Raw genomic sequence first — 21,578 nt, 5'->3', positions numbered from 1 at the left:
CGGTGCCCGGAATCACGGTCCGTGGAGCTATCGCCCGAGCGCCGCGTTCACCCGCTCGAATGCTGCCGGGAGTTGCTCGCGTACCGCACCCGGCACACCGAACAGCATGGTCTGCAACGGCTGACCGTCCGTCCATGCGGTGCCGTGGCGCAGCCGGTCACCGACTTCGGCGTCCACCGCAGCCACCTCAGCCAGCAGGAGCTCGTGGGCGCGCCGGTCGTCGACGATCGCCCCGAGCGAGGTGTCCCAGCCGATCTCGTCCACGCGGGGGGTCACCCGGGGGTCGGTGACCGTCCACTCGTGCGTGCCGGAGCCGACCTCGAACGGGTCCTGCCCGGGTAGGGCGACCTGCGCCGTCGTGTTGGCCGGGATCGTGGCGTGCACCCGCAGGGTGCCCTCGCCGGTCTCGGCCCAGCCGGACTCCGCGAGCCCGTAGGGGGTCTCGCGCCGCACCGAGGCGTGCTCCATCCCCTCGATCGGCAGCGGCGCGATTCGGATCCGCGCATAGCCCGGAGCATCCGGGACCAGCCCCGCCACCCCGCGGTGCAGCCAGTCGGCCACCGCTCCGAAGGCGTAGTGGTTGAAGGAGGTCATCTCGCCCGGGTTGATGGTGCCATCCGGGAGCATGGAATCCCAGCGTTCCCAGATCGTGGTGGCGCCCATCGTCACGGCGTACAGCCAGCTCGGCAGCCCCGTCTGCAGCAGCAGCCGGCCTGCGACATCGGCGTGTCCGGTGGAACTGAGGGCGTCGGCGATGATCGGTGTGCCCACGAAGCCGGTGCCGATCACGAAGCCGTCGCGGCGCACGATCTCGGCGAGCCGGTCACCCATCGCCTGGGTGGTGCGGCCGTCGACGAGGCCGTAGCCGATCGCCATCGCATAGGCCGTCTGGGAGTCCGAGACGATGCGGCCAGCCCCGGTCACGTACTCGTTCACCCACGCCTGCCGCGCACGCTCGGCGTAGTCACCATAGTGATCCGCATCGTCGGGGTGGCCGAGGATGGTTGCCGCCTCGGCGAGCAGCGTCGCCGATCGGACCACGTGCGCACTCGCCACGATGTCCTTGTCCGTGCGGGCGCCGCCGGGCTGGTCCGGGGGTGCGGCCGGGTCGAGCCAATCGCCGAACTGGAAGTCCCCCTCCCAGAGCAGCCGTTCGCCGGCCAGGTCCACGAGCACCTCCATCCAGGACTTCATCGAGGGGTAGTGCTCGGCGAGGGCGGCGCGGTCGCCGAAGCGCTCGTAGAGCACCATCGGCACCACCGTGGCGGCATCGCCCCACGCCGTCGCCGGCTTCGGGTCTCCGAGCACGTTCGGCACCACGAACGGGCAGACCCCACCCGCGCGTGCCTGCTCGAGGGCGACGTCGCGCAGCCAGGAGGTCAGGAACCCGTCACTGTCGAACAGCGAAGACGCCGTCGGGGAGAAGACCTGGATGTCGCCGGTCCAGCCGAGGCGTTCATCGCGCTGGGGGCAGTCGGTGGGGATGGAGACGAAGTTGCCCTTCATCCCCCAGACCACGTTCTCGTGCAGCCGGTTGACCAGCTCGTGGGAGGACTCGAACCACCCGGTGCGGCGCATGTCGCTGCTGATCACCACGGCAGTCACCGCCGAGGGGTCGAATTCCCCGGGCCAGTTCTCCACCTCGGCGTAGCGGAAGCCGTGGAAGGTGAACTCCGGCTCGACCACGTCCTGACTCCCCGAACAGACCACGGTGTCCGTGGCCTTGGCGTACCGCAGGGGGCGCACGCCGAGCTCACCGTGCTCGAGGACCTCGGCGTGGCGCAGGGTGATGACGTGGCCTTCCGGCCCCCGGACCCGCACCCGCAGGCGGCCCACGAGGTTCTGCCCGAAGTCGAGCACGGTCTTGCCCGCGGGAGTGGTGATCACCTCGGCCACGGCGACCTCGCCGACCCGTCGCACCGGTTCGGCCGGGTCGGCCTCGGGCACCACCGCGAGATCACTCACGACGGCGGCCGGCCAGTTCGCGTCGTCGAAGCCGGCCTGGTCCCAGCCCGGCAGGGCGCGCCGGGCGTCGATGTCCTCGCCCTGATAGATCGAGCTCGCCGTGATCTCCCCGACGGCGGCCGCTCGCCACGTCGCGTCCGTGGCGATGACCTGGGTCGAACCGTCTGAGAGTTCGAGGTGGAGCTGTGCCGCAACGGCCGGCTGGTCGCCGTAGATGCGCCGGCCGGTGCCATGGAAACCGAACTTCTCGGTCCACCAGGCGCCGGCGAAGCGGATCCCGATCGCGTTCGTGCCGTCCTGCACGAGGTCGGTGACGTCGGTGGACTCATGCACCAGCCGCTCGTGATAGTCGGTCCACCCCGGCTTGAGCACGCTGTCATCGACATCGGCGCCGTTGATGCTGACTTGGTAGGCGCCCCCGGCCGTGGCATACAGCGTCGCTTTCTGCACCTGCCCACGTACTGCGAACTCGGTGCGCGCCCGCCCTGGGCACGCCTCGCCGTCGGGGTCGGCCAGGCCGATGTAGGCGGCGCGCCACTCACCCTCGCCCAGGAATGTGGCCCGCACCTGCACCGGCTCGGACCACTCGGTGGTGACGCCGTCGGTCGAGGTGACCCGCACCGCCAGGTCGTGGCGCGCGTGCGGCGCGAGCGGGGCACAGGGCCAGTCGACGAAGACCGACTGTCCCGTCTCCAGCCGCACCGGCTCGCCGCCGTCGAGGCGCACCTCGGCAGCGGCCTGCTGCCAGGGTTGATCGGACTCGACCACCCAGCTCAGTCGCGGGGAGGGGACGTCCGCCAGGGCGGCGTCGTTGCGTCGTTCCACCCGCAGCCGGGTGACGCGAGAAGTCATGGAAGTTCACTCCAAGGAGGTTGGTCTGCTCAGCCTTTGACGGCGCCGGAAGTCATACCGGCGACGATCTGGCGGTTGAAGAAGATGTACATGACCAGTGGGGGGATCGTGATCAGGAGAATGTCCATGAACAGCAAATTCCACTGGTTGGAGGACTGGCTCTGGAAGTTGTAGAGGGTCAGCTGCACCGTGGCGTTGTCATCACCGGGCAGGAAGTACAACGGGTTGGCGAAGTCGTTGAAAATCTGCACCGACTGCACCACGATCACCGTGACCACCGTGGGTTTCATCAACGGCAGGATCACCCCGAAGAAGATCCGGAACGGGCTCGCGCCATCGATGATCGCCGCCTCATCCAGCGACCGTGGGATCGTGGAGACGAACGCGCGGAACAACAGGATCGAGAACGCCAACCCGAACGTGATCTCGATCAGGATCAGCCCCGGCAGGGTCCCGAACAGGCCCACCCCCTGCAGCACCCACACCGTGGGAACCACCGCCGGGGGCACGATCAACCCCGCCAGCACGAAGAAGTTCGCCACCGTACGGATCCTGGAGGCACGCCGCTGCATCACATACCCGACCATCGCGGCAATGATCACCAGGAACGACACACTCACCACCGTCAACACCGTGGAGTTCACGAACGCACGCGCCACGATGAAATCACGCTGAGTGATGACCTCGATGAAGTTGTCCACGAACGCCAGCTCCGTGGGCCAGGAGAAAGACAGCTCGGAAGCCTCCTGACGGGTCTTCATCGCCTGCACCACGATGAAGGCGAACGGCAGGATGAAGATGATGATCGAGGCCACGATCGCGGTGATGCCCAGCACCCACCGCATGATCCGTTCACGTCTCATTGTTCGACCTCCCGCTTGTTGAGCATCAGCGAGATCGGGACCATGATTGCGGTCACCACCAGGAACAACACCACGTTGCCCGCGGTGGACAGGCCGTAGAACCCGGCCTGGTACTGCTTGTAGATCACCGACCCGATCACATCGGAGCTGAAGCCCGGCCCGCCACCGGTGGTGGCCCAGATCAGGTCGAAGGAGCGCAACCCACCGATCAGAGACAAGATGATCACCGTGCCCGTCGCGGGCTTGACCAGCGGCAACGTGATCGACTTGAACACCGCCCACTTCGAGGCCCCATCCACTTTCGCGGCCTCGTAGTACTCGGTGGGGATGGCGACCAGGCCCGCGATGTAGATCAGGACCGCGATCCCCAGGCCCTTCCACACATCGATCCCTGCGATCGTCAGCAACGCGATGTCAGGGTTGGTCAACCATCCCGGACCGGTGATGCCCAACGTCTCCAACGCCCCGTTGACAACCCCGTCGAAGGGGTCCAGCAACGCGTTGAACATGATCCCCACCCCGATGGTGGAGACCAGCACGGGGAAGAAGATCACCGACCGCAGATAGTTCCGGCCCACCAGCGCTGAGGTGAGCAGCACCGCCAGCGCCAGCCCGATCACGACCTTCATTCCCGAGGTGACGAAACCGTAGATCAGGGTGTTGATGAAGCTCTGATACAGCTGTGGTTCACGGAAGAACTGGATGTAGTTCTCCAGTCCGATGAACTCCTGATCGAACAACGTCCACCGCGTGAGGCTGAAATAGAACGAGGCGAACGTCGGGATCGCGAAGAACACCAGGAACAACACCGCCGCGGGCAGGTAGAACCACAGCGGGTACGCATGACGCGCAGTTCCCAGGGTGCGGACCTTACGAGCCCTGCCGGCCCGCACCCCGGTCGTTGCAGTGGTCACCAGCCCTCGAGGCCCAGCTGCCGCGCCTGGTTCTCCACATCGCGGTCGTAGTTCGCCGCCGCCTCCTCAGCACCACGGATACCCGACCCCACCTCGACGGTGATGTTCTCCAGGTTCGGGCCCTTGATCGGGGAGAGGAACTCCAGCGCCGGGGCAGTCCGCTCGGCATCGAAGTAGGACTGCACATCCTGCACCAGCGGTGCGACATCGGAGGGCAACTCGCAGCCGTTCACATACGGGCCGGTCGGGTTGCTCTGCTCGGTGAAGATCTCGCACGCCTCGGGTCCGGCGACGAAGTCCACGAACGCCGTCGCAGCCTCCAATTCGGCGCCCTCGGTGGTCTGCGGGATGTAGATGCCGTCCGGCTGCCAGATGGTGGCCGAGGTGTTCGCCGGGTCATCGGCCGGGATCGCCATGAACCGGATGTCCTCGACCGCGTCCGGGTGGTTGGCCCGGACGGTGTCCAGGAAGTTGGTCAGGATCGGGTAGTGCACGCCCTCGCCCTCGGCGAGCATCCGCGCGCCGTCCTCCATGATGGCGGACGGGTAGTTCTCGTTGAGGAAACCCGCCTCCTGCACCTCCTGGAGGTGCTCGAACCCGGCGAGGGCTGGCTCCTCGGCATAGAAGCGCTCATGGGCGGTGTACTGCTCGGCCCACTCCGGGTCCTCCGCGTTGACGTTCGCGAAGTCACCGAGGACGAACAGCTGGCTGGTCCAGGTGTCGCCATAGGTCTGGATCACCGGGTCATAACCCGCCGCCGCGATCTCCTCGTTGTTGGCCATGAAGTCATCCCACGACTCGGGCACCTCCAGCCCGAGCTCGTCATAGATCGCACCGTTGTAGGCGATACCGCCGGCGAACGAGCTGCCGTAGGGGCCGCCGTAGAGAGTCCCGTCCGTGCTGACGACCGAGGTGTAGTCCTCCGTGAGCTCACCGGCCCAGGGGCGGTCGCTGAGGTCGACCAGGTTGGTGGTGGGATTCAGCGCCTGGAAGAGGGAGCCGGAGTTGTAGACGAAGACGTCCGCCATCTCACCGGTCGACAGGCGGGTCTTGATGAGGTTGTCGCCCTCGGTGCCGCCGGGTCGGGTGTCGACGTTGATCGTCACATCGGGGTTGTCCTCGTTGAAGGCGCTGATGAGCTGTTCAGCCAGCTCGACATCGGCTTCCTCGGCAGTGGTGAGGAACGTGATCTCCACGCTGCCGTCATCGCTGCCGCCGCCGGAGCAAGCCGAGAGCGCGAGCGCCGCGGCAGCCACGGAGGCCACCCCGGCACCGAGGTGCCGTCGGGAAGTTGTCGGGATCATGTGCTTTGCCTCCTCGCAAAGACGGTGCGGCAGGTCGTTCTGCCGCCGGTATGAAACCTTTCATGGCCGACGATAGGTGGATGTCGGTCCGATCGTCAACCGATCTACACTGTTGGTACTAAACTGTGATCCGTGACCGGAGCTGCCGATGCTGACAGCGCCCGGGCGGCGAGCGCTGAGTCGCCGTCGGGGCCACCCGGTGCGCCCCGACCCACGGTGCGCACCGCCACTATCCAGGACGTCGCGGACGCCGCTGGTGTCTCGCGCGCGGCCGTCTCCAAGGTCATCCGCAACGCCTACGGCGTGAGTCCGCGGATGCGCATCCGGGTCGAAGCGGCCATCGCCGAGCTCAACTACCGTCCGAGCGTCGCGGCGCGTTCGATGCGCGGGCCCTCGCACACGCTGGGCATCGAGATCGCTCAGGTCAGCAATGAGTTCCTCACCATGATCGTGCGTGGCGCGCTGGAGACGTTGTCGGGAACGCCCTACCGACTGGTTGTCGCGCCGGTCACCGCACCGCGCGAGACAGGAGCCGCGCTCCAGAGCCTGGCCGACCGGCAGGTGGACGGCATCGTCGCGATCTCACCGATGGTCGGCGAGAGGTGGCTGGAGGATCTCAGCGATCGGATCCCGGTGGCCATCATCGGCCGGCACGACATCTCCGGGCACTACGACACCGTGACGGGCGCCGACCACTCGGGTACCGAGCAGGTCATGGCTCACCTGTTCGATCTCGGGCATCGGCGGATCGCGCATCTGACCATCGACAACGCGCGAGAGCACGCGCTGGTGGACGACCCCACGCGGTGGCAGCGATCGGGGCGGGAGCCGCACGCGATCCGGAGCACTGTCTACTCCGAGCAGATGCGTGAGCGCGGATGGGAACCCCTGATCATCTACACCGGAGGGGATGAGCTGGAGGCTCAGGCCACCACCGCCACTCTCCTGGCCCGGCCTACACCTCCCACGGCCATCTTCGCCGGCAACGACACCCTCGCGATGGGCGCGCTGCGCGCCATCGCCGAGGCCGGCCTCGGACCTGCCGATGTCTCGGTGGTCGGTTACGACGACATCACCATGGCGAGCCATCCCCTCGTCTCCCTGACCAGCGTCGATCAATCCGGCTTGCGGATCGGCGCCGAGGCCGTCCGGCTGCTGTTGGAACGCATCGCCGGGCGCACCGAGTCGGTTCAGGTCGAGGAGCAGGTTCACCTACGCGTGCGTGGATCCACCGCTCCTGCGAAGGGATCGGCGGCAGAATAGGACTGCGCCCGATCCCTCATCACGACCGCGCCCCGGAGGCCACATGACCACGATGACCGAGGTGGCAGAGGCCGCCGGCGTGTCGGTGATGACGGTCTCGAACGTGCTCAGCGGTCGCCGCCGTGTCAGTCCGGAGACGAGCGAGAAGGTGATGCGGGCGGTCACCGATCTCCACTACCAGGTCAATCTCACCGCGCGGAACCTCCGCTCCGGGCGCAGCGGTTCCGTCGCGCTGATCGTTCCCCAGTTCGATCACGCCTACTTCGGCGCCCTCGGTGCCCGGGTGGCGCGGGCGATGGAGGCCCTGGGCAGGCAGGTGGTGATCGAGCAGACCTCCGCCAGCGCCGCGGGCGAGCTCTCGGCCCTGGCCCTGGCACGCCTGCACATGTACGACGGCGCCATCTTCAGCGTGGTCGGTCTGCGCGAGTCCGAGCTCGACCGCATCCGCGACTCCATCCCCATCGTCCTGCTCGGCGAGCGCGAGGTGCCGGCACGCTTCGACCACGTGATGATGGGCAACGTCGAGGGTGCACGCCTGGCGGTGGCGCACATGTTCGAGCGCGGCTCCCGGCGGGTCCTGATCGCCGGCGGGCGCCGCGGGCTTGGGTCCACCGGGATGTCGTGCCTGCGCACGCAGGGGTGGACCGGGGCACACCAGCAGGCCGGCCTGACTGTGGACGAACGGCTGATCCTCGAGCTCCCGCGACTCGACGTCGGCGAAGGCCGGGCCGCCATCGCGGCCGCGCTAGCGGCGGACCCCTCCATCGACGGCGTCTTCGCCGTCACCGACGATGTCGCCGTCGGGGCACTGGCCGGCGTGCGGGACGCCGGCCGGAGCGTACCGGCGGACGTCCAGGTGGTGGGTTTCGACAACCTGGAGATCGGGGCCCACGTGTACCCGGAGCTGACCAGCATCGATCCCAGCAGCGACTGGATCGTCGACAACGCGGTGCGTTTGCTGCAGGCGCGGATGGGCCAGGACCCACCGGCCGACGCCGAGCACCTGGTCAGTCCGGTACGCCTGGTCGAGCGTGGCTCGACCCGGCCCGTACGTAGAGGCGCCGGCCCGGCGCGGAACTGATCCCGAAGGCGAGCACGCTCGCGGTGACCATGAGCGACCCGACGGCGAAAAGCCTCGGATCGCTCACGCCCTGGTCCAGGCTGTGGGCCAGATAAAACAACGAGCTCACGCCCATCGGTCCGAACCAGCCCAGGAACACCGCCTGCTGCGCCGGCAGGCGCATCGGCCGCGGGAGGGCCAGGAGCCACGGCAGCCGGCGCAAAGCCAGCACGAGCACGACGAACAGCAGGGCCGCCGGCCCCAGCTCGGCCCACTGCGCCCAGGGCAGCACCACACCGAGCACGAGGAAGACCGGGAGGGCCGCGTAACGGTTCACCGCTTCGTCGATGGCCTGCTGGGGCTCGCGCTGATCGGCGGAGACCATCCGGTTGTAGACCACCCCGGCCACGAAGACCGCCAGAATCCCGTCGGTGCCGGCCACCTTGGCCACCCCGAGCACGGCCACGGCGAGCAGCAACGGCAGGATGAGGTCCGGCGCCTGCTCCAGGTCACGGTCCCGCGTGGCCAGACGGACGCCCCACCCGGCCAGAGCGCCGGCGACGACTCCGATCACCGCACCCACCAGCACCTCGTAGGCCAGGCTCCCGGCGGCTGCACCGACGGACCGTGCGGGCAGCAGTGTGGCGATCGCGAGACCGACGAGCGGGAGCGCCAGACCGTCGTTGATCCCGCTCTCCACGCTCAGCGTGTGTCGCACCCTGGCGGGCAGGCTCTTCTCCGCCGGTGTCCCGGAGACCACCGAACTGGCCAGCACCGGGTCGGTGGGGCACAGGCAGGCGCCGATGAGTGCCGCCAGGGCCAGCGGCAGGCCCAGCACCAGCGAGGCCGCCCCGGAGACCACAGCCGCCAGCGGCATCACGATCGCCACCAGCAACAGCACCGGCCGGACCACCCTGCCGATATCGCTCGTGGGGAAGCGCAGAGCAGCCGCCATCACCGACAGCGCCACGATGAGCCTGCTTCCTTCCAGCAGGATCAGATCGCGCACATGGTCGGAGATCTCCACCAGGGCGAGCAGCTGCGGCCCCAACACCACACCCAGGGCGAGGGCCACCATCGGCTCGCTCAGCGGCAGCGTCCGCATCTTGTAACTGCCGAGGGCCAGCAGGACCGCGAGGAGCCCCGCCAGCCCGTAGGACAGATGCAAGTCATCCACGAGAGAGACCTTCCCGTCACGCACTGATCATCGGCGCGCGCCAGGCTACTCCGACGGCGCGAGGCCGGCAGGCCGAGCTCGGTACGGCCCGTACGAGCTTGGGCAGGCAGCCCGCCGTGCCCGATGGCGTGACGCCGACGATCCTCGCGGCCAGGCCGTGCCTGGCCGCGGACGCCGTCGGCAGAGATCCCGACGAAGGGTGGAGCCAGCGGGACTCGAACCCGCAACCCCCTGCTTGCAAAGCAGGTGCGCTACCAATTGCGCCATGGCCCCTGGGGGCGGTCCTACGATACTGCGCGGTCGCCGTCGCCTGCTCAGGGGAGCGGGTCGGTGACCTCGGCCCAGACCTCGCGGGTGGCCTGTTGCTCGGCGACCCTGCGCCAGGCGAGGAGGCCGCCCACGGCCACCACGACGAGGACGAGAGCCTTCTTCATGTCGTCTCCCTCCGTGGCAGCTGTGGGCCTAGCTGGACTCGAACCAGCGACCTCTTCCTTATCAGGGAAGCGCTCTAACCGTCTGAGCTATAGGCCCGTGGCCCCGGGGATACCCGCAGGGCGCCCCCAGAGACTACCCCAGCGCGAGCATCGGCTCCAACACGGCGCCGGGTGGCTCGCGTCACGCCCGAGGGGAGGGTCTCAGTCGTCGGTGAGGGTCAGGTGCAGACCGCCGACCATTGCCGCCACCAGGTTGTAGACGAAGGCGCCGAGGGTCGCCAGCGCCGTCAGCAGCACCACGTCCACGATGGCGATGACAGTCGCCACCGAGAGCACCCGGGAGAACTCCACGTACTCCAGGAGTCCACCGAACTGCGCCATCGCACCGACCTCTTCGATCAGGCTCTGCACCTGAGCGAACACGCCCATGGAGTTGAGGACCCCCCACACCACCGCCGTGGCCACCACGAGGCCGATCCCGATCGCGATGGAGAGCAGGAAGGACAACTTCATCACCGACCAGGGGTCCACGCGCGAAACGGCCAGACGGACGCGGCGCGGGCCGGTCTCGGGCCGGTGCTCATCGCCGCTGGGCTGAGCGGACCCCTCCGTGCGCGGCCCGCCGGACTGGGGCGGCCGCTGCGCCGGCCTCGCCGACGTGCCCGCCGGTGCCGGCTGCTGTTGAGTCGCTGCGTCCGCGGGCGCCGACGACGGCCGCTCCGTCCGGCGCTCGCCGGGCTGGAAGCTCTTCGTGGACGTGCGCACCGGCATACTCGTCGGCCTAGGCGTCTGCTCGCTCATCAGATCTCTTCCTGTCCTTCACCCGAAGACTCGCCTGACGCTACGCCATCGGACTCGGGTTCGGCACCTTCAACTACAGCCTCCACCTCCTCCTCGACCGCCGTCTCGACGTTGCGGGCGATCGCGATGATGCGATCGCCGGCGTCCGGCTTCGCGAAGGTCACGCCCTGCGTGGTGCGGCCGGTGAGGTTGACCTCGGAGACCGCGGTCCGCACGATCTTGCCCTTCTCCATGATCACCAACACCTGGTCGTCCGCGCCGGTGATCAGCGCGCCCACCAGGTCGCCGCGCGCCTCGACGAGGTTCGCGACCTTGATCCCGAGGCCGCCGCGGCCCTGCACCCGGTACTCGTCCACCCGGGTGCGCTTGCCGAAACCGCCTTCGGTGACGACGAACAGATCCCAGCCCGTGCGCACCACATTCATCGACAGCAGGGAGTCATCCTCACGGAACTTCATCCCCGTGACGCCCGAGGTCGCCCGCCCGGTCGGGCGCAGCGCCTCGTCCGTGGCGCTGAACCGCAACGACTGGCCCTTGCGCGAGACCAGCAACAGGTCGTCGTCGGAGTTCACCAACCGGGCGGCCACGACCTCGTCGATCTCCCCGGCCCCGTTCTCGCGCAGGTTGATCGCGATCACACCACCGGTGCGGGAGGAGTCGTACTCGCTCAGCCTGGTCTTCTTCACCAGGCCGCTGCGCGTGGCCAGCACCAGGTACTCGGCCTGGTCGTAATCGCGCAGGTCGAGGACCTGGGCGATCTTCTCCCCGGGCTGGAACGCCAGCAGGTTGGCCACGTGCTGGCCCTTGGAGTCCCGGCTGCCCTCGGGCAGCTCATAGGCCTTGGCCCGGTACACCCGGCCGAGATTGGTGAAGAAGAGCAGCCAATGGTGGGTGGTGGTCACGTAGAAGTGGTCCACCACGTCGTCGCCACGCAACTGGGCACCACGCACGCCCTTGCCCCCGCGGTGCTGGGCACGGTAGTTGTCGGTACGCGTGCGCTTGGCGTACCCGCCCCGGGTGATCGTGACGACCACGTCCTCCTCGGGGATCAGGTCCTCCATCGACATCTCACCGTCGAAGGGCAGGATGGTCGTGCGGCGCTCGTCGCCGTACTTGTCGACGATCTCGCCGAGTTCGTCCCCGACAATGGTGCGCTGGCGCTCCGGGGAGCCGAGGATGTCGCGGTAGTCGGCGATCTCGGCCTCGAGCGACCTGAACTGATCGAGGATCTTCTGCCGCTCCAGCGCCGCCAGGCGCCGCAACTGCATCTCCAGGATCGCGTTCGCCTGGATCTCGTCGATGTCGAGCAGCTCGCGCAGCCCGGTCCGGGCCTCGTCCACCGTGGGAGAGCGCCGGATCAGCGCGATCACCTCGTCGAGGGCGTCCAGGGCCTTGATCAGACCGCGCAGGATGTGGATGCGGTCTTCGGCCTGCTTGAGCAGCCACTGCGTGCGGCGGACGATCACCTCGATCTGGTGGGTGACCCAGTGGCGGATGAACGCATCCAGGCTGAGCGTGCGCGGCACGCCGTCGACCAGCGCGAGCATGTTCGCACCGAAGTTGTCCTGCAGCTGGGTGTGCTTGTAGAGGTTGTTGAGCACCACCTTCGCCACGGCGTCGCGCTTGAGCACGATCACCAGGCGCTGCCCGGCGCGGCCGGAGGTCTCGTCGCGGATGTCGGCGATGCCCTGCATCCGCCCGTCACGGACCAGGTCGGCGATCTTCGCAGCCAGGTTGTCCGGGTTGACCTGGTAGGGCAGCTCGGAGACCACCAGGCAGGTACGGCCCTGCAGCTCCTCCACCTCCACCACGGCCCGCATGGTGATCGAGCCGCGTCCGGTCCGGTAGGCGTCCTCGATGCCCCGCAGGCCGAGGACCTGCGCACCAGTCGGGAAGTCCGGGCCCTTGATGCGCTGCAGCAGCGCGGCGAGCAGCTCCTCGGCGCTCGCCTCCGGGTTCTCCAGCAGCCACCGCACGCCCGCGGCGAGTTCGCGCAGGTTGTGCGGCGGGATATTCGTGGCCATCCCGACGGCGATCCCTGAGCTGCCGTTGGCGAGCAGGTTCGGGATCCGTGAGGGCAGGACGACCGGCTCCTGCGTCTTGCCGTCGTAGTTGTCCCCGAAGTCGACCGTGTTCTTGTCGATGTCGCGCACCATCTCGAGCGCGAGCGGTGCCATCTTGCACTCGGTGTACCGCGGCGCGGCGGCGGGATCGTTGCCGGGCGAGCCGAAGTTACCCTGGCCGGCCACGAGCGGGTAGCGCATCGACCACGGCTGCACCAGGCGCACCATGGCGTCGTAGATGGCACTGTCACCGTGGGGGTGGAACTGACCCATCACGTCGCCCACCACGCGCGAGCACTTGGAGAAGGAGGAGTCCGGGCGGTAGCCGCCGTCGAACATCGCGTACAGGATGCGCCGGTGCACCGGCTTGAGACCGTCGCGCACGTCCGGGAGGGCACGGCTGACGATCACGCTCATCGCGTAGTCGAGATAGGACCGCTGCATCTCCAGCTGCAGATCCACCTGCTCGATGCGGTCGGTGATGACCTCCGCCGGCTCGTCGGGCACGGGGGTGATGTCGTCGGTCACGGAGTTTCCTTACTCAGACGTCGAGGAAGCGCACGTCGTGGGCATTGCGCTGGATGAACGAGCGGCGGGACTCCACGTCTTCGCCCATGAGTACCGAGAAGATGTCGTCCGCCGCGGCGGCCTCCCCGATCGTCACCTGGCGCAGGGTGCGGGTGTCCGGGTCCATGGTCGTCTCCCACAGCTCGCGGTAGTCCATCTCGCCGAGACCCTTGTATCGCTGGATCCCCGTCTCCTTGGGCAGGCGCTGGTTCTTCGCGAGGCCCTCGGCGAGCATGGCGTCCCGCTCGCGGTCGGTGAACACGTACTGGTGCGGGGCGTTCGTCCACTTGAGGCGATAGAGCGGCGGCTGGGCCAGGTAGACGTGCCCGTGCTCGATCAGCGGACGCATGTACCGGAACAGCAACGTGAGCAGCAGCGTGCAGATGTGCTGACCGTCGACATCGGCATCGGCCATCAGGACGATCTTGTGGTAGCGCAACTTCTCCAGGGTGAAGTCCTCGCCGATGCCGGTCCCGAAGGCGGTGATCAGGGCCTGGACCTCGGAGTTGGCGAGCGCCTTGTCCATCCGCGCCTTCTCCACGTTCAGGATCTTCCCGCGGATCGGCAGGATGGCCTGCGTCTCCGGGTTGCGGCCCTGCACCGCGGAACCACCGGCGGAATCACCCTCGACGATGAAGACCTCCGAGCGGGAGGCGTCCCGCGTGGAGCAGTCCTTCAGCTTGCCGGGCAGGCCCCCGCCCTCGAGCAGGCCCTTCCGGCGCGTGGCCTCACGCGCCTTCCGGGCGGCCAAACGGGCGGCGGAGGCCTGGATCGCCTTGCGGATGATGTCCTTGGATTCGTTCGGGTGGCGCTCGAGCCAGTCACCGAACTGATCGAAGACGACCTTCTGAGTGAACGTCCTGGCCTCGGTGTTGCCCAGCTTGGTCTTGGTCTGACCCTCGAACTGAGGTTCGCCGAGCTTGATGGAGATGACGGCGGTCAGCCCCTCCCGGATGTCGTCGCCGGTGAGGTTCTCGTCCTTCTCGCGCAGCAGCTTGTTCTCGCGGGCGTACCGGTTGACCAGCGTGGTCAGCGCCGAACGGAAACCCTCCTCGTGCGTCCCGCCCTCGGAGGTGTTGATGGTGTTGGCGTAGGTGTGCACGCTCTCGGAGTACGCACCGGTCCACTGCATCGCGATCTCGAGGGAGATGGTGCGCTCGACATCCTCGGACTCGAACGAGATGGGCTCGGGGTGCACCAGCTCGGACCGCTTGGAGGCGTTGAGGTGAGCCACATAGTCCAGCAGGCCCTGGTCGTACTTGTAACTGACCGACCTGCTGTGCGCGGCGTTGCTCTCGCCGTCGGAGCGGGCACCGGCGACCTCGTCGTCGGTGTCCCCCCGGCGCTCGTCGGTCAGCGTGATGCGCAGCCCCTTGTTGAGGAAGGCATACTGCTGCATCCGCGAGCGCAACGTCTCGAAGTCGTAGTCGGTCGTCTCGAAGACGGTGGGGTCGGCCCAGAACGTCTGCGTCGTGCCGGTCTCGTCCGTGGGCGCCAGCTGCTGGAGCTCGCCGAGCGGGGCTCCACCGTTGGAGAACTCCTGCCGCCAGTGGTACCCGTCGCGGCTGACCTCGGTGATCACGTGCGAGGAGAGGGCGTTGACCACGGAGATACCCACACCGTGCAGACCACCGGAGACGGCATAACCGCCGCCACCGAACTTGCCACCGGCATGCAGCACGGTCATCACCACCTCGACCGTGGGACGGCCCTCGGTGGGGTGCATCGCCACCGGGATACCACGGCCGTTGTCGATGACCCGCACGCCGCCGTCGGCGAGCAGCGCGATCTGGACGTGGTCGCAGTATCCGGCCAGTGCCTCGTCGACCGCATTGTCGACCACTTCGTAGACCAGGTGGTGCAGCCCGCGCTCGCCGGTCGACCCGATGTACATGCCGGGACGCTTGCGGACCGCTTCGAGCCCTTCCAGAACGGTGATGTTGCCGGCGTCGTAGCCAGTTAGTCCGGCGGTGCCCTGCACGGGTGCTGGCTCAGAGGTCTCGTCAGCCACGTTCGTCTGGCTCTCCTATCGTCTCGAGGCGCCCACCGCAGGCGATCCCGATCGGGTCGATGCTCGTGTGCGCCGACCAGCGGCAGCGGGAGGGGCCCCACCACCCCTCAGGCGGTCCGTGCGATTCTACCCCTCACAAGGCCCCAGGAACGAATATCCACACGTTTGTCCACAGTGCTGTGTCGGGGGTGCGGCCCGTTCGTCCACTCAGCCGTAGGTGTCGCGCGGCCCTCGGCCTCCCGGCGCCACCCTGGGCCCTCGGCGCCAGCTCGGACCACCCGGTCCGAGCACCTGGATGCGGGTGACGACGCCTTCGCCGACCTCGTCGGCCAGCCGTCGGTCCAGCTGGGGGGTGAGCAGCCTGATCTGCGTGGCCCACGCGGTGGAGTCGGCGCGCACCACCAGGACACCCTCATCGAAGGTCTCGGGGGTGCAGTGGTCGGCGATCTGCTCGCCCACCACCTCGCGCCATCGACCGACCACGCCCCCTATGGACAGCGGCCGGCTCCAACCCAGCTGCCGCGCGAGGGCGTCGACCGTATTGCCCAGCGGTGCCGGGTCCCGACCGGTGCCGTGCCCGGGTGCGGACTCGAACACCACCCCGTCATGACGGCGGAGCTTACGTGGCGCAGCCGTCCCCGGCCGGGCCGTGCGCAGCCCTTTGGCGCGGGCGGCGTCGCGAGCACGGGCCAGAGCGTTCCGGGCTGCGTCGTCGGGGTCGGGGGCGTCAGCGGCCACGTGGCCGGCACCTGTCTCCTCAGGCAGATCAGCGCACACGGGTCACGGCCGATCCCATGACATCCACGCGCGCCCCGTCGAGCTCCTCGGGCACGTCCTCGGCCACGGCGGAGGTGATCAGCACCTGCTGGGCACCGGTGACGACCTCCGCGAGGCGATTGCGGCGCCGGTTGTCCAGCTCGGCGAAGACGTCGTCGAGGATGAGGACCGGTTCGCCGTCGGCCTGCCAGTCATCGGACTTGAGGAGCTCGTAGCTGGCGAGCCTGAGCGCGAGCGCCAGCGACCAGGACTCCCCATGGGAGGCGTAGCCCTTCGCCGGCAGCCCACCGAGACGTAGTTCGAGGTCGTCGCGGTGGGGCCCGACCAGGCTCACGCCGCGTTCGATCTCCTTCGGCCGCAGCTTCGACATCGCCTCCAGCAGTTGCGCCTCCACGAGGTCGGGGTTGGTGAGCGGCTCCTCCCCGCCGTCCGGGCCGCCGTCATCGGACATCGCCTGCTGGACGCTCGCGCGATAGGTGACCTCGGCCTCGCTCTGCCCCGAGCTGACCCGCTCGTAGGCGGTCTGCACGTGAGGGCGCAAGCTCCTGAGCATGCCCACACGAGCGGCGATCAGCTGTGCACCCGCGGCCGCCGCCTTCTCGTCCCACACATCCAGCGTGCGCAGGTCCGCGCTGCCCCCGCCGCGGCGCGCGCCGCCGGCGGATTTGAGCAGGGCGTTGCGCTGGCGCACCACCCGCTCGTAGTCCGAGCGCACGCCGGCGAGTTTGGGGCTCAGGAGCACCAGCAGCTCATCGGCGAAGCGACGCCGGCCGTCCGGATCGCCCTTGACCAATGACAGGTCCTCCGGCGCGAACACCACGGTGCGCAACATCCCCAGCAACTCCCGTGCCCGCGGCAGCGGCGCCCTGTTCAGCCGCGCCCGGTTCGCCTTGCCCGAGACCAGCTCGAGCTCGAGCACGGAGGGTCGCTCCTCCCTGACCACACGAGCCTGGATGATCGCGCGTGCCGCACCGTGGCGGACCAGGGCGGCGTCCGAGGCCACCCGGTGGGAGGAGAAGGTCGACAGGTACCCGATCGCCTCCACCAGGTTCGTCTTCCCCTGACCGTTCGGGCCCACGAACGCGGTGATGCCCGGATCGAGCGAGAGCAGCGCCTCCGGATACGAGCGGAAGTCGGTCAGCGCGAGGTCAGAGACGTACATACAAGGCTCTGGCTCCGCCTCAGCCGTCGGCGGAGGGCTGCGTGGTGTGACCACCGAACTGGTTGCGCAGCGCTGCCACCGCCTTCATCGCAGGCGAGTCCTCCTGCCGGGAGTCGAACCGGGCGAAGAGTGCCGCACTGATCACCGGGGCGGGCACGGCGCGCAGGACGGCCTCCTCCACGGTCCAACGCCCCTCGCCCGAGTCCGCCACGTAGCCGCGGATGTCGTCGAGGTCAGGGTCCTCGTTCAGGGCCTTCACCAGTAGTTCCAGCAGCCAGGACCGCACCACGGTGCCGCGCTGCCAGGCCTCGAAGACGGCGCCGACGTCGGTGATGAGGTCGTCCCTGGCGGCGAGGATCTCATAGCCCTCGGCGTAGGCCTGCATCACGCCGTACTCGATTCCGTTGTGCACCATCTTCGCGTAGTGCCCGGCTCCGACGGGGCCAGCGTGGACGAAGCCCTCCGCGCGCGGCCCGTCCGGCCGCAACGAGTCGAAGATGGGCATCAGGGATTCGATGACGTCGTCCGGGCCCCCGACCATGAGGCCATACCCGTTCTCCTTGCCCCAGATGCCGCCGGAGACCCCGGCATCGACGTAGTGGATCGCGGACTGGCCGAGCTCTTCGGCCCGGCGCAGGTCGTCGGTGTACTTGGAGTTACCGCCGTCGATGATCACATCACCGGCGGTGAGCAGACCACCGAGCTCGGTGATCACGCTCTCGGTGATCTCGCCGGCGGGGACCATCACCCACACGATCCGGGGCGCGCCCTCGGCGAAGGAGCCGGCCAGCTCCTCGAGCGAGGAGACGTCGCTGACATCGGGATTCTGGTCGTAGCCGGTGACCTGGTGTCCGGCGGCGCGCAGGCGGTCGCGCATGTTGGCGCCCATCCTGCCGAGTCCGACGAGTCCGAGGTGCATGGGCTTACCTCCTGCGTGGGTGGGTGATCAGGCTCCGAACCGGATGGGCATCAGCAAGTAGCGGAACTCTTCGGCGTGATCGGTGCTGTCCGCCTCCGTCTGACCGGTCATGACGGCCGGCTTGGAGGGATGCGTGAACGACAGGCGCACGAAATCGGTGCTCAGTGCACTCAGACCATCGAGCAGGTACTGCGGGTTGAACGCCGTGGAGATCTCCTCGCCGACGAGCGTCGACTCCAGCGCTTCGGTGGCCTGTGCGTCATCACCCTGACCGGCCTCGAGGACCACCTGGCCCTCGGTGAAGGACAGGCGGATCGGGGTGTTGCGCTCGGCCACGAGCGAGACCCGCTTGGCCGCCTCGACGAGTTCGTGCGTGCTCGTGACGGTGTGCGTGGTGGTCTGATCGGGGAACAGGCGCCGCACCGGGGGGTACTCGCCGTCCACCAGCAATGACGTGGTGCGACGGCCGCCGGCCTCGAAGCCGATGATGTCGCCACCGTCAGCCAGCGCCAGCTCGATGGATCCGGCGGAGGAGAGGTTGCGCGCGACGTCGGAGAGGGTGCGGGCCCGCACGAGTGCCACCCGGGAGACCGACGGTGAGGCCGGGGACCAGGTGATCTGGCGCATCGCGAGCCGATACCGGTCGGTGGCCAGCATCGTGAGGGAGTCACCCTCGATCTCGACCCGGACACCGGTGAGCAGCGGCAGTGTCTCGTCCCGCCCGGCAGCCATCGTCACCTGCGAGATTGCCTGAGCGAAGGCGTCGCCGGAGATGGTGCCGGTCACGTCCGGCAGATCCGGCAGCGCCGGGTAGTCCTCGACGGGCATCGTCAGCAGCGTAAAACGCGACGAGCCGCAGACCACGCTGACGCGATTTCCCTCCACCGAGACGTCGACCGGCTTGTTGGGCAGCGCCTTGGAGATCTCGGCCAGCAGCCGGCCCGAGACGAGGACGGCGCCGGACTCCTCCACCTCCGCGGCGACGATCGAACGAGCCGAGACCTCGTAGTCGAAGGTCGAGAGCACGAGTCCCCCGGCGTCGGCCTCCAGCCGCACTCCGGCGAGGACTGGCGAGGGGGGCCGGCTCGGGAGGGTGCGCGCAGCCCACGTGACGGCGTCTGCCAGGACGTCTCGCTCCACCCTGAACTTCACGATGTCGGCCTCATTCCTCGTTCATGCGCGCTCGGGGCTACCGAGCATAGTGACTGGCGGGATCCGCCCGGACCCCTGGACCGGCGAACGTCTCCGCCTCGACAGTAGACGACACCGGCCCCCCGGGGCGACAGGTTGTCATCACCGGCCCTTCCAAGCCAGCTCAGAGCCAAGCCCGAGCCAACTCCGTCGACGTCAGGGGCCGGCCGGGCCATGTTGGTTGTTCACACCCAGATGATCCAGGGAAGGGTCATCTTCGTCATCGGTGTTGTGGACGATGTGGGTAACCGACGTCGCTGCAGGTCAGCGCCCGCGCAGTGCTGTGGACCGAGGTGAGGTGGTCCTGCACAGGGTCACAGCTTTCCTGTGTACGACGGCCCCGGGCACAGATGACGTCCACGACTTTCGTGTCGTTCGTCCACGGATGTAGGCGGTCTGTCCACCGGTGTCCACAGATTCATCCACATCTGTGCATGACGGCGGGCATCGCAGCAGGTCAGAGCGGTGAGGTGGTCACTCAGGAACGCTGCTGCTGCTTGATCCGGTTGGTGAGCTCGGTGACCTGGTTGAAGGTGGAGCGGCGCTCTGCCATCTGCTGACGGATCTTGCGGTTGGCATGCATGACCGTGGTGTGGTCGCGGCCGCCGAAGACCTGCCCGATCTTGGGCAGCGAGAGCTCGGTGAGTTCACGGCACAGGTACATCGCGATCTGGCGAGCGTTGACGAGAACGCGCGAGCGGTCGGCGCTGCACAACGCCTCGATCGTGACGCCGAAGTAGGCCGAGGTCTGGGCCATGATCACCGACGGGGTGATCTCGGCGCCGTCGGTGTCGGTGATCAGGTCCTTGAGGACCATCTCGGCGAGAGCCAGATCCACGGTCTGTCGGTTCAGGTTGGCGAAGGCTGTGACCCGGATGAGAGCGCCTTCGAGCTCGCGGATGTTGGAGGAGATCTTCGAGGCGATGTACTCCAGCACGTCGCTCGGTGCTTGCAGCGACTCGGCACCCGCCTTCTTGCGGAGGATCGCGATGCGCGTCTCGAGGTCGGGTGGCTGGACATCGGTGATCAGGCCCCACTCGAAGCGCGAACGCATCCGGTCCTCGAACCCGTTGAGGTGCTTGGGGGGCAGGTCCGAGGTGATCACGACCTGCTTGTTGTCGTTGTGCAGGGTGTTGAAGGTGTGGAAGAACTCCTCCATCGTCTGTTCCTTGCCCTGCAGGAACTGGATGTCGTCGATGAGGAGTACATCCACCTCGCGGTATCGCTTCTGGAACGCCTCGGCCTTGTCGTCCCGGATGGAGTTGATGAAGTCGTTGGTGAATTCCTCGGAGTTGACGTACCGGACCCGGATGCCTGGATAGAGGCTCTTGGCGTAGTGGCCGATGGCGTGCAGGAGGTGTGTCTTCCCGAGTCCGGACTGACCGTAGATGAAGAGCGGGTTGTATGCCTTGGCCGGAGCTTCGGCCACAGCAGTCGCGGCGGCGTGAGCGAAGCGGTTGCTCGAGCCGATGACGAACGTCTCGAAGGTGTAGTTGGGGTTCAGGCGGGCGTAGGGGTCGACCCCGGTCGCGTAGTTGTCGGGCCGAGGAGCCCGGTCGGACCGGTTGGCGCTCGAGGGCTCAGGGGCGCGTGGGGGCTCCGGCTCACGCACGGGCTGCGGCGCAGGTTCGGCGGGGACGGCGTCCTCGAGGGAGGGGTCGACCGTGACCGCGACCCGCACGGTGCGCTCCAGTGCGGTCGACAGCGCGGAGATGATCGATTCACGTGCCCGGGTCTCGATGAAGTCCTTGGCGAAGTCGCTCGGTACCGCGAGCAGGATGGTGTCATCGATGACACCGAGCGGCCTGGTGAGCCGTATGAAGCCGAGCTGCGCGCCGCCGAGGTCACCACGCTGGCCCAGGATCTCGAAGGCCCGGTCCCACGCTCTGGTGAGTTCGGCTGGATCCACGGGTGACTCGGACACATGACCCCCTGTGGGACGCGTTGATGATCGGTTGCTCGAACAGGAAGAGATCCACAGCGCTGTCCACAGACTGTGTGAAACTTTCCGTCCCGGTCGTGCCCGCGCCATGCTGCGGCAAGTGACGCTCGGACGGTTGTCCCGGGACTTGTGACTGTAACTGTGGACAGGCGTGCTCCGCCACCGGTTGTCCACAGCTGTGGGTGGAGATGTGGGTCCGTGCGGTGGGCTGTGTCACGTAAGGGACGTCGTCGGCGTTTGACCGCTCGATCCGCGCTCGCGTACCGTAGTGCGGTCGAGTGGACCGAGGAGGGCACCGGAGTTCCCGGGTCCC

General features: G+C 68.0%; 16 protein-coding genes and 2 tRNA genes. 2 read left to right on the top strand and 16 right to left on the bottom strand.

Annotated elements, in window-relative coordinates:
- Positions 1-27: 27 nt before the first annotated feature.
- Genes LQF12_RS00090 through LQF12_RS00075 form a run of 4 tightly spaced genes read right to left on the bottom strand, consistent with a single transcriptional unit; the run spans position 28 to position 5,898 of the window.
- Positions 28-2,817 (bottom strand): alpha-L-rhamnosidase, encoded by a 2,790-nt coding sequence (locus LQF12_RS00090; RefSeq protein ID WP_231053977.1) that lies wholly within the window; start codon positions 2,815-2,817, stop codon positions 28-30.
- A 29-nt stretch (positions 2,818-2,846) separates the two neighbouring features.
- Positions 2,847-3,680: a carbohydrate ABC transporter permease gene (locus LQF12_RS00085; protein WP_231053976.1), complete on the bottom strand. Its 834-nt coding sequence runs from the start codon at positions 3,678-3,680 to the stop codon at positions 2,847-2,849.
- On the bottom strand, positions 3,677-4,594 hold the full coding sequence (locus LQF12_RS00080) for a carbohydrate ABC transporter permease (RefSeq protein ID WP_435531202.1): 918 nt from the start codon (positions 4,592-4,594) through the stop codon (positions 3,677-3,679). Before LQF12_RS00080 ends, LQF12_RS00085 begins: the two co-directional genes overlap by 4 nt.
- Positions 4,591-5,898 carry an ABC transporter substrate-binding protein gene (locus LQF12_RS00075; RefSeq protein ID WP_231053975.1) on the bottom strand — a complete coding sequence of 436 codons (1,308 nt, stop codon included), beginning with the start codon at positions 5,896-5,898 and terminating at the stop codon, positions 4,591-4,593. The genes LQF12_RS00080 and LQF12_RS00075 overlap by 4 nt, the downstream gene beginning before the upstream one ends.
- A 132-nt stretch (positions 5,899-6,030) precedes the next feature.
- Between LQF12_RS00075 and LQF12_RS00070 the strand changes: the two genes are divergently transcribed.
- A complete protein-coding gene (locus tag LQF12_RS00070) occupies positions 6,031-7,161 on the top strand; it encodes a LacI family DNA-binding transcriptional regulator (protein WP_231053974.1) in 1,131 nt (376 codons plus the stop codon).
- Between the two features lie 43 nt (positions 7,162-7,204).
- Positions 7,205-8,242 (top strand): LacI family DNA-binding transcriptional regulator, encoded by a 1,038-nt coding sequence (locus LQF12_RS00065; RefSeq protein ID WP_231053973.1) that lies wholly within the window; start codon positions 7,205-7,207, stop codon positions 8,240-8,242.
- On the opposite strand, the gene LQF12_RS00060 is transcribed toward LQF12_RS00065, so the two are convergent.
- The 12 genes from LQF12_RS00060 to dnaA all read right to left on the bottom strand — a co-directional run bounded on the left by LQF12_RS00060 (position 8,169) and on the right by dnaA (position 21,247).
- Positions 8,169-9,398 carry a cation:proton antiporter domain-containing protein gene (locus LQF12_RS00060; protein ID WP_231053972.1) on the bottom strand — a complete coding sequence of 410 codons (1,230 nt, stop codon included), beginning with the start codon at positions 9,396-9,398 and terminating at the stop codon, positions 8,169-8,171. The two genes, LQF12_RS00065 and LQF12_RS00060, sit on opposite strands and share 74 nt — an antisense overlap.
- A 200-nt stretch (positions 9,399-9,598) precedes the next feature.
- A tRNA-Ala gene (locus LQF12_RS00055) sits at positions 9,599-9,671 on the bottom strand.
- A 41-nt stretch (positions 9,672-9,712) separates the two neighbouring features.
- Complete coding sequence (locus LQF12_RS00050) at positions 9,713-9,832, bottom strand: DLW-39 family protein (protein ID WP_231053971.1); 120 nt, start codon at positions 9,830-9,832, stop codon at positions 9,713-9,715.
- 23 nt (positions 9,833-9,855) lie between these two features.
- A tRNA-Ile gene (locus LQF12_RS00045) sits at positions 9,856-9,929 on the bottom strand.
- Positions 9,930-10,033: 104 nt separating this feature from the next.
- On the bottom strand, positions 10,034-10,597 hold the full coding sequence (locus LQF12_RS00040; RefSeq protein ID WP_231053970.1) for a DUF3566 domain-containing protein: 564 nt from the start codon (positions 10,595-10,597) through the stop codon (positions 10,034-10,036).
- 35 nt (positions 10,598-10,632) lie between these two features.
- The gene (gyrA, locus tag LQF12_RS00035; RefSeq protein WP_231053969.1) at positions 10,633-13,224 is read right to left on the bottom strand and encodes a DNA gyrase subunit A; all 2,592 of its coding nucleotides are present in this window, start codon (positions 13,222-13,224) and stop codon (positions 10,633-10,635) included.
- A 13-nt stretch (positions 13,225-13,237) separates the two neighbouring features.
- Complete coding sequence (gyrB, locus tag LQF12_RS00030) at positions 13,238-15,274, bottom strand: DNA topoisomerase (ATP-hydrolyzing) subunit B (protein WP_290370711.1); 2,037 nt, start codon at positions 15,272-15,274, stop codon at positions 13,238-13,240.
- Between the two features lie 207 nt (positions 15,275-15,481).
- Positions 15,482-16,012 carry a DciA family protein gene (locus tag LQF12_RS00025; protein WP_231053968.1) on the bottom strand — a complete coding sequence of 177 codons (531 nt, stop codon included), beginning with the start codon at positions 16,010-16,012 and terminating at the stop codon, positions 15,482-15,484.
- 28 nt (positions 16,013-16,040) lie between these two features.
- Positions 16,041-17,213, bottom strand: a complete 1,173-nt coding sequence (gene recF / locus LQF12_RS00020) for a DNA replication/repair protein RecF (RefSeq protein ID WP_231053967.1) — start codon at positions 17,211-17,213, stop codon at positions 16,041-16,043.
- A gap of 19 nt (positions 17,214-17,232) precedes the next feature.
- Positions 17,233-18,132, bottom strand: a complete 900-nt coding sequence (gnd, locus tag LQF12_RS00015) for a phosphogluconate dehydrogenase (NAD(+)-dependent, decarboxylating) (RefSeq protein ID WP_231053966.1) — start codon at positions 18,130-18,132, stop codon at positions 17,233-17,235.
- Positions 18,133-18,159: 27 nt separating this feature from the next.
- Positions 18,160-19,284 carry a DNA polymerase III subunit beta gene (dnaN, locus tag LQF12_RS00010; RefSeq protein ID WP_231053965.1) on the bottom strand — a complete coding sequence of 375 codons (1,125 nt, stop codon included), beginning with the start codon at positions 19,282-19,284 and terminating at the stop codon, positions 18,160-18,162.
- Between the two features lie 517 nt (positions 19,285-19,801).
- A complete protein-coding gene (gene dnaA, locus LQF12_RS00005) occupies positions 19,802-21,247 on the bottom strand; it encodes a chromosomal replication initiator protein DnaA (protein ID WP_435531201.1) in 1,446 nt (481 codons plus the stop codon).
- Positions 21,248-21,578: the final 331 nt, after the last annotated feature.

The organism is Ruania suaedae, assembly GCF_021049265.1.
GTDB classification, from domain to species: Bacteria; Actinomycetota; Actinomycetes; order Actinomycetales; family Beutenbergiaceae; genus Ruania; species Ruania suaedae.
The sequence above is the reverse complement of the archived record's forward strand: the minus strand, read 5'-3'. Positions and strand labels throughout refer to the sequence as shown.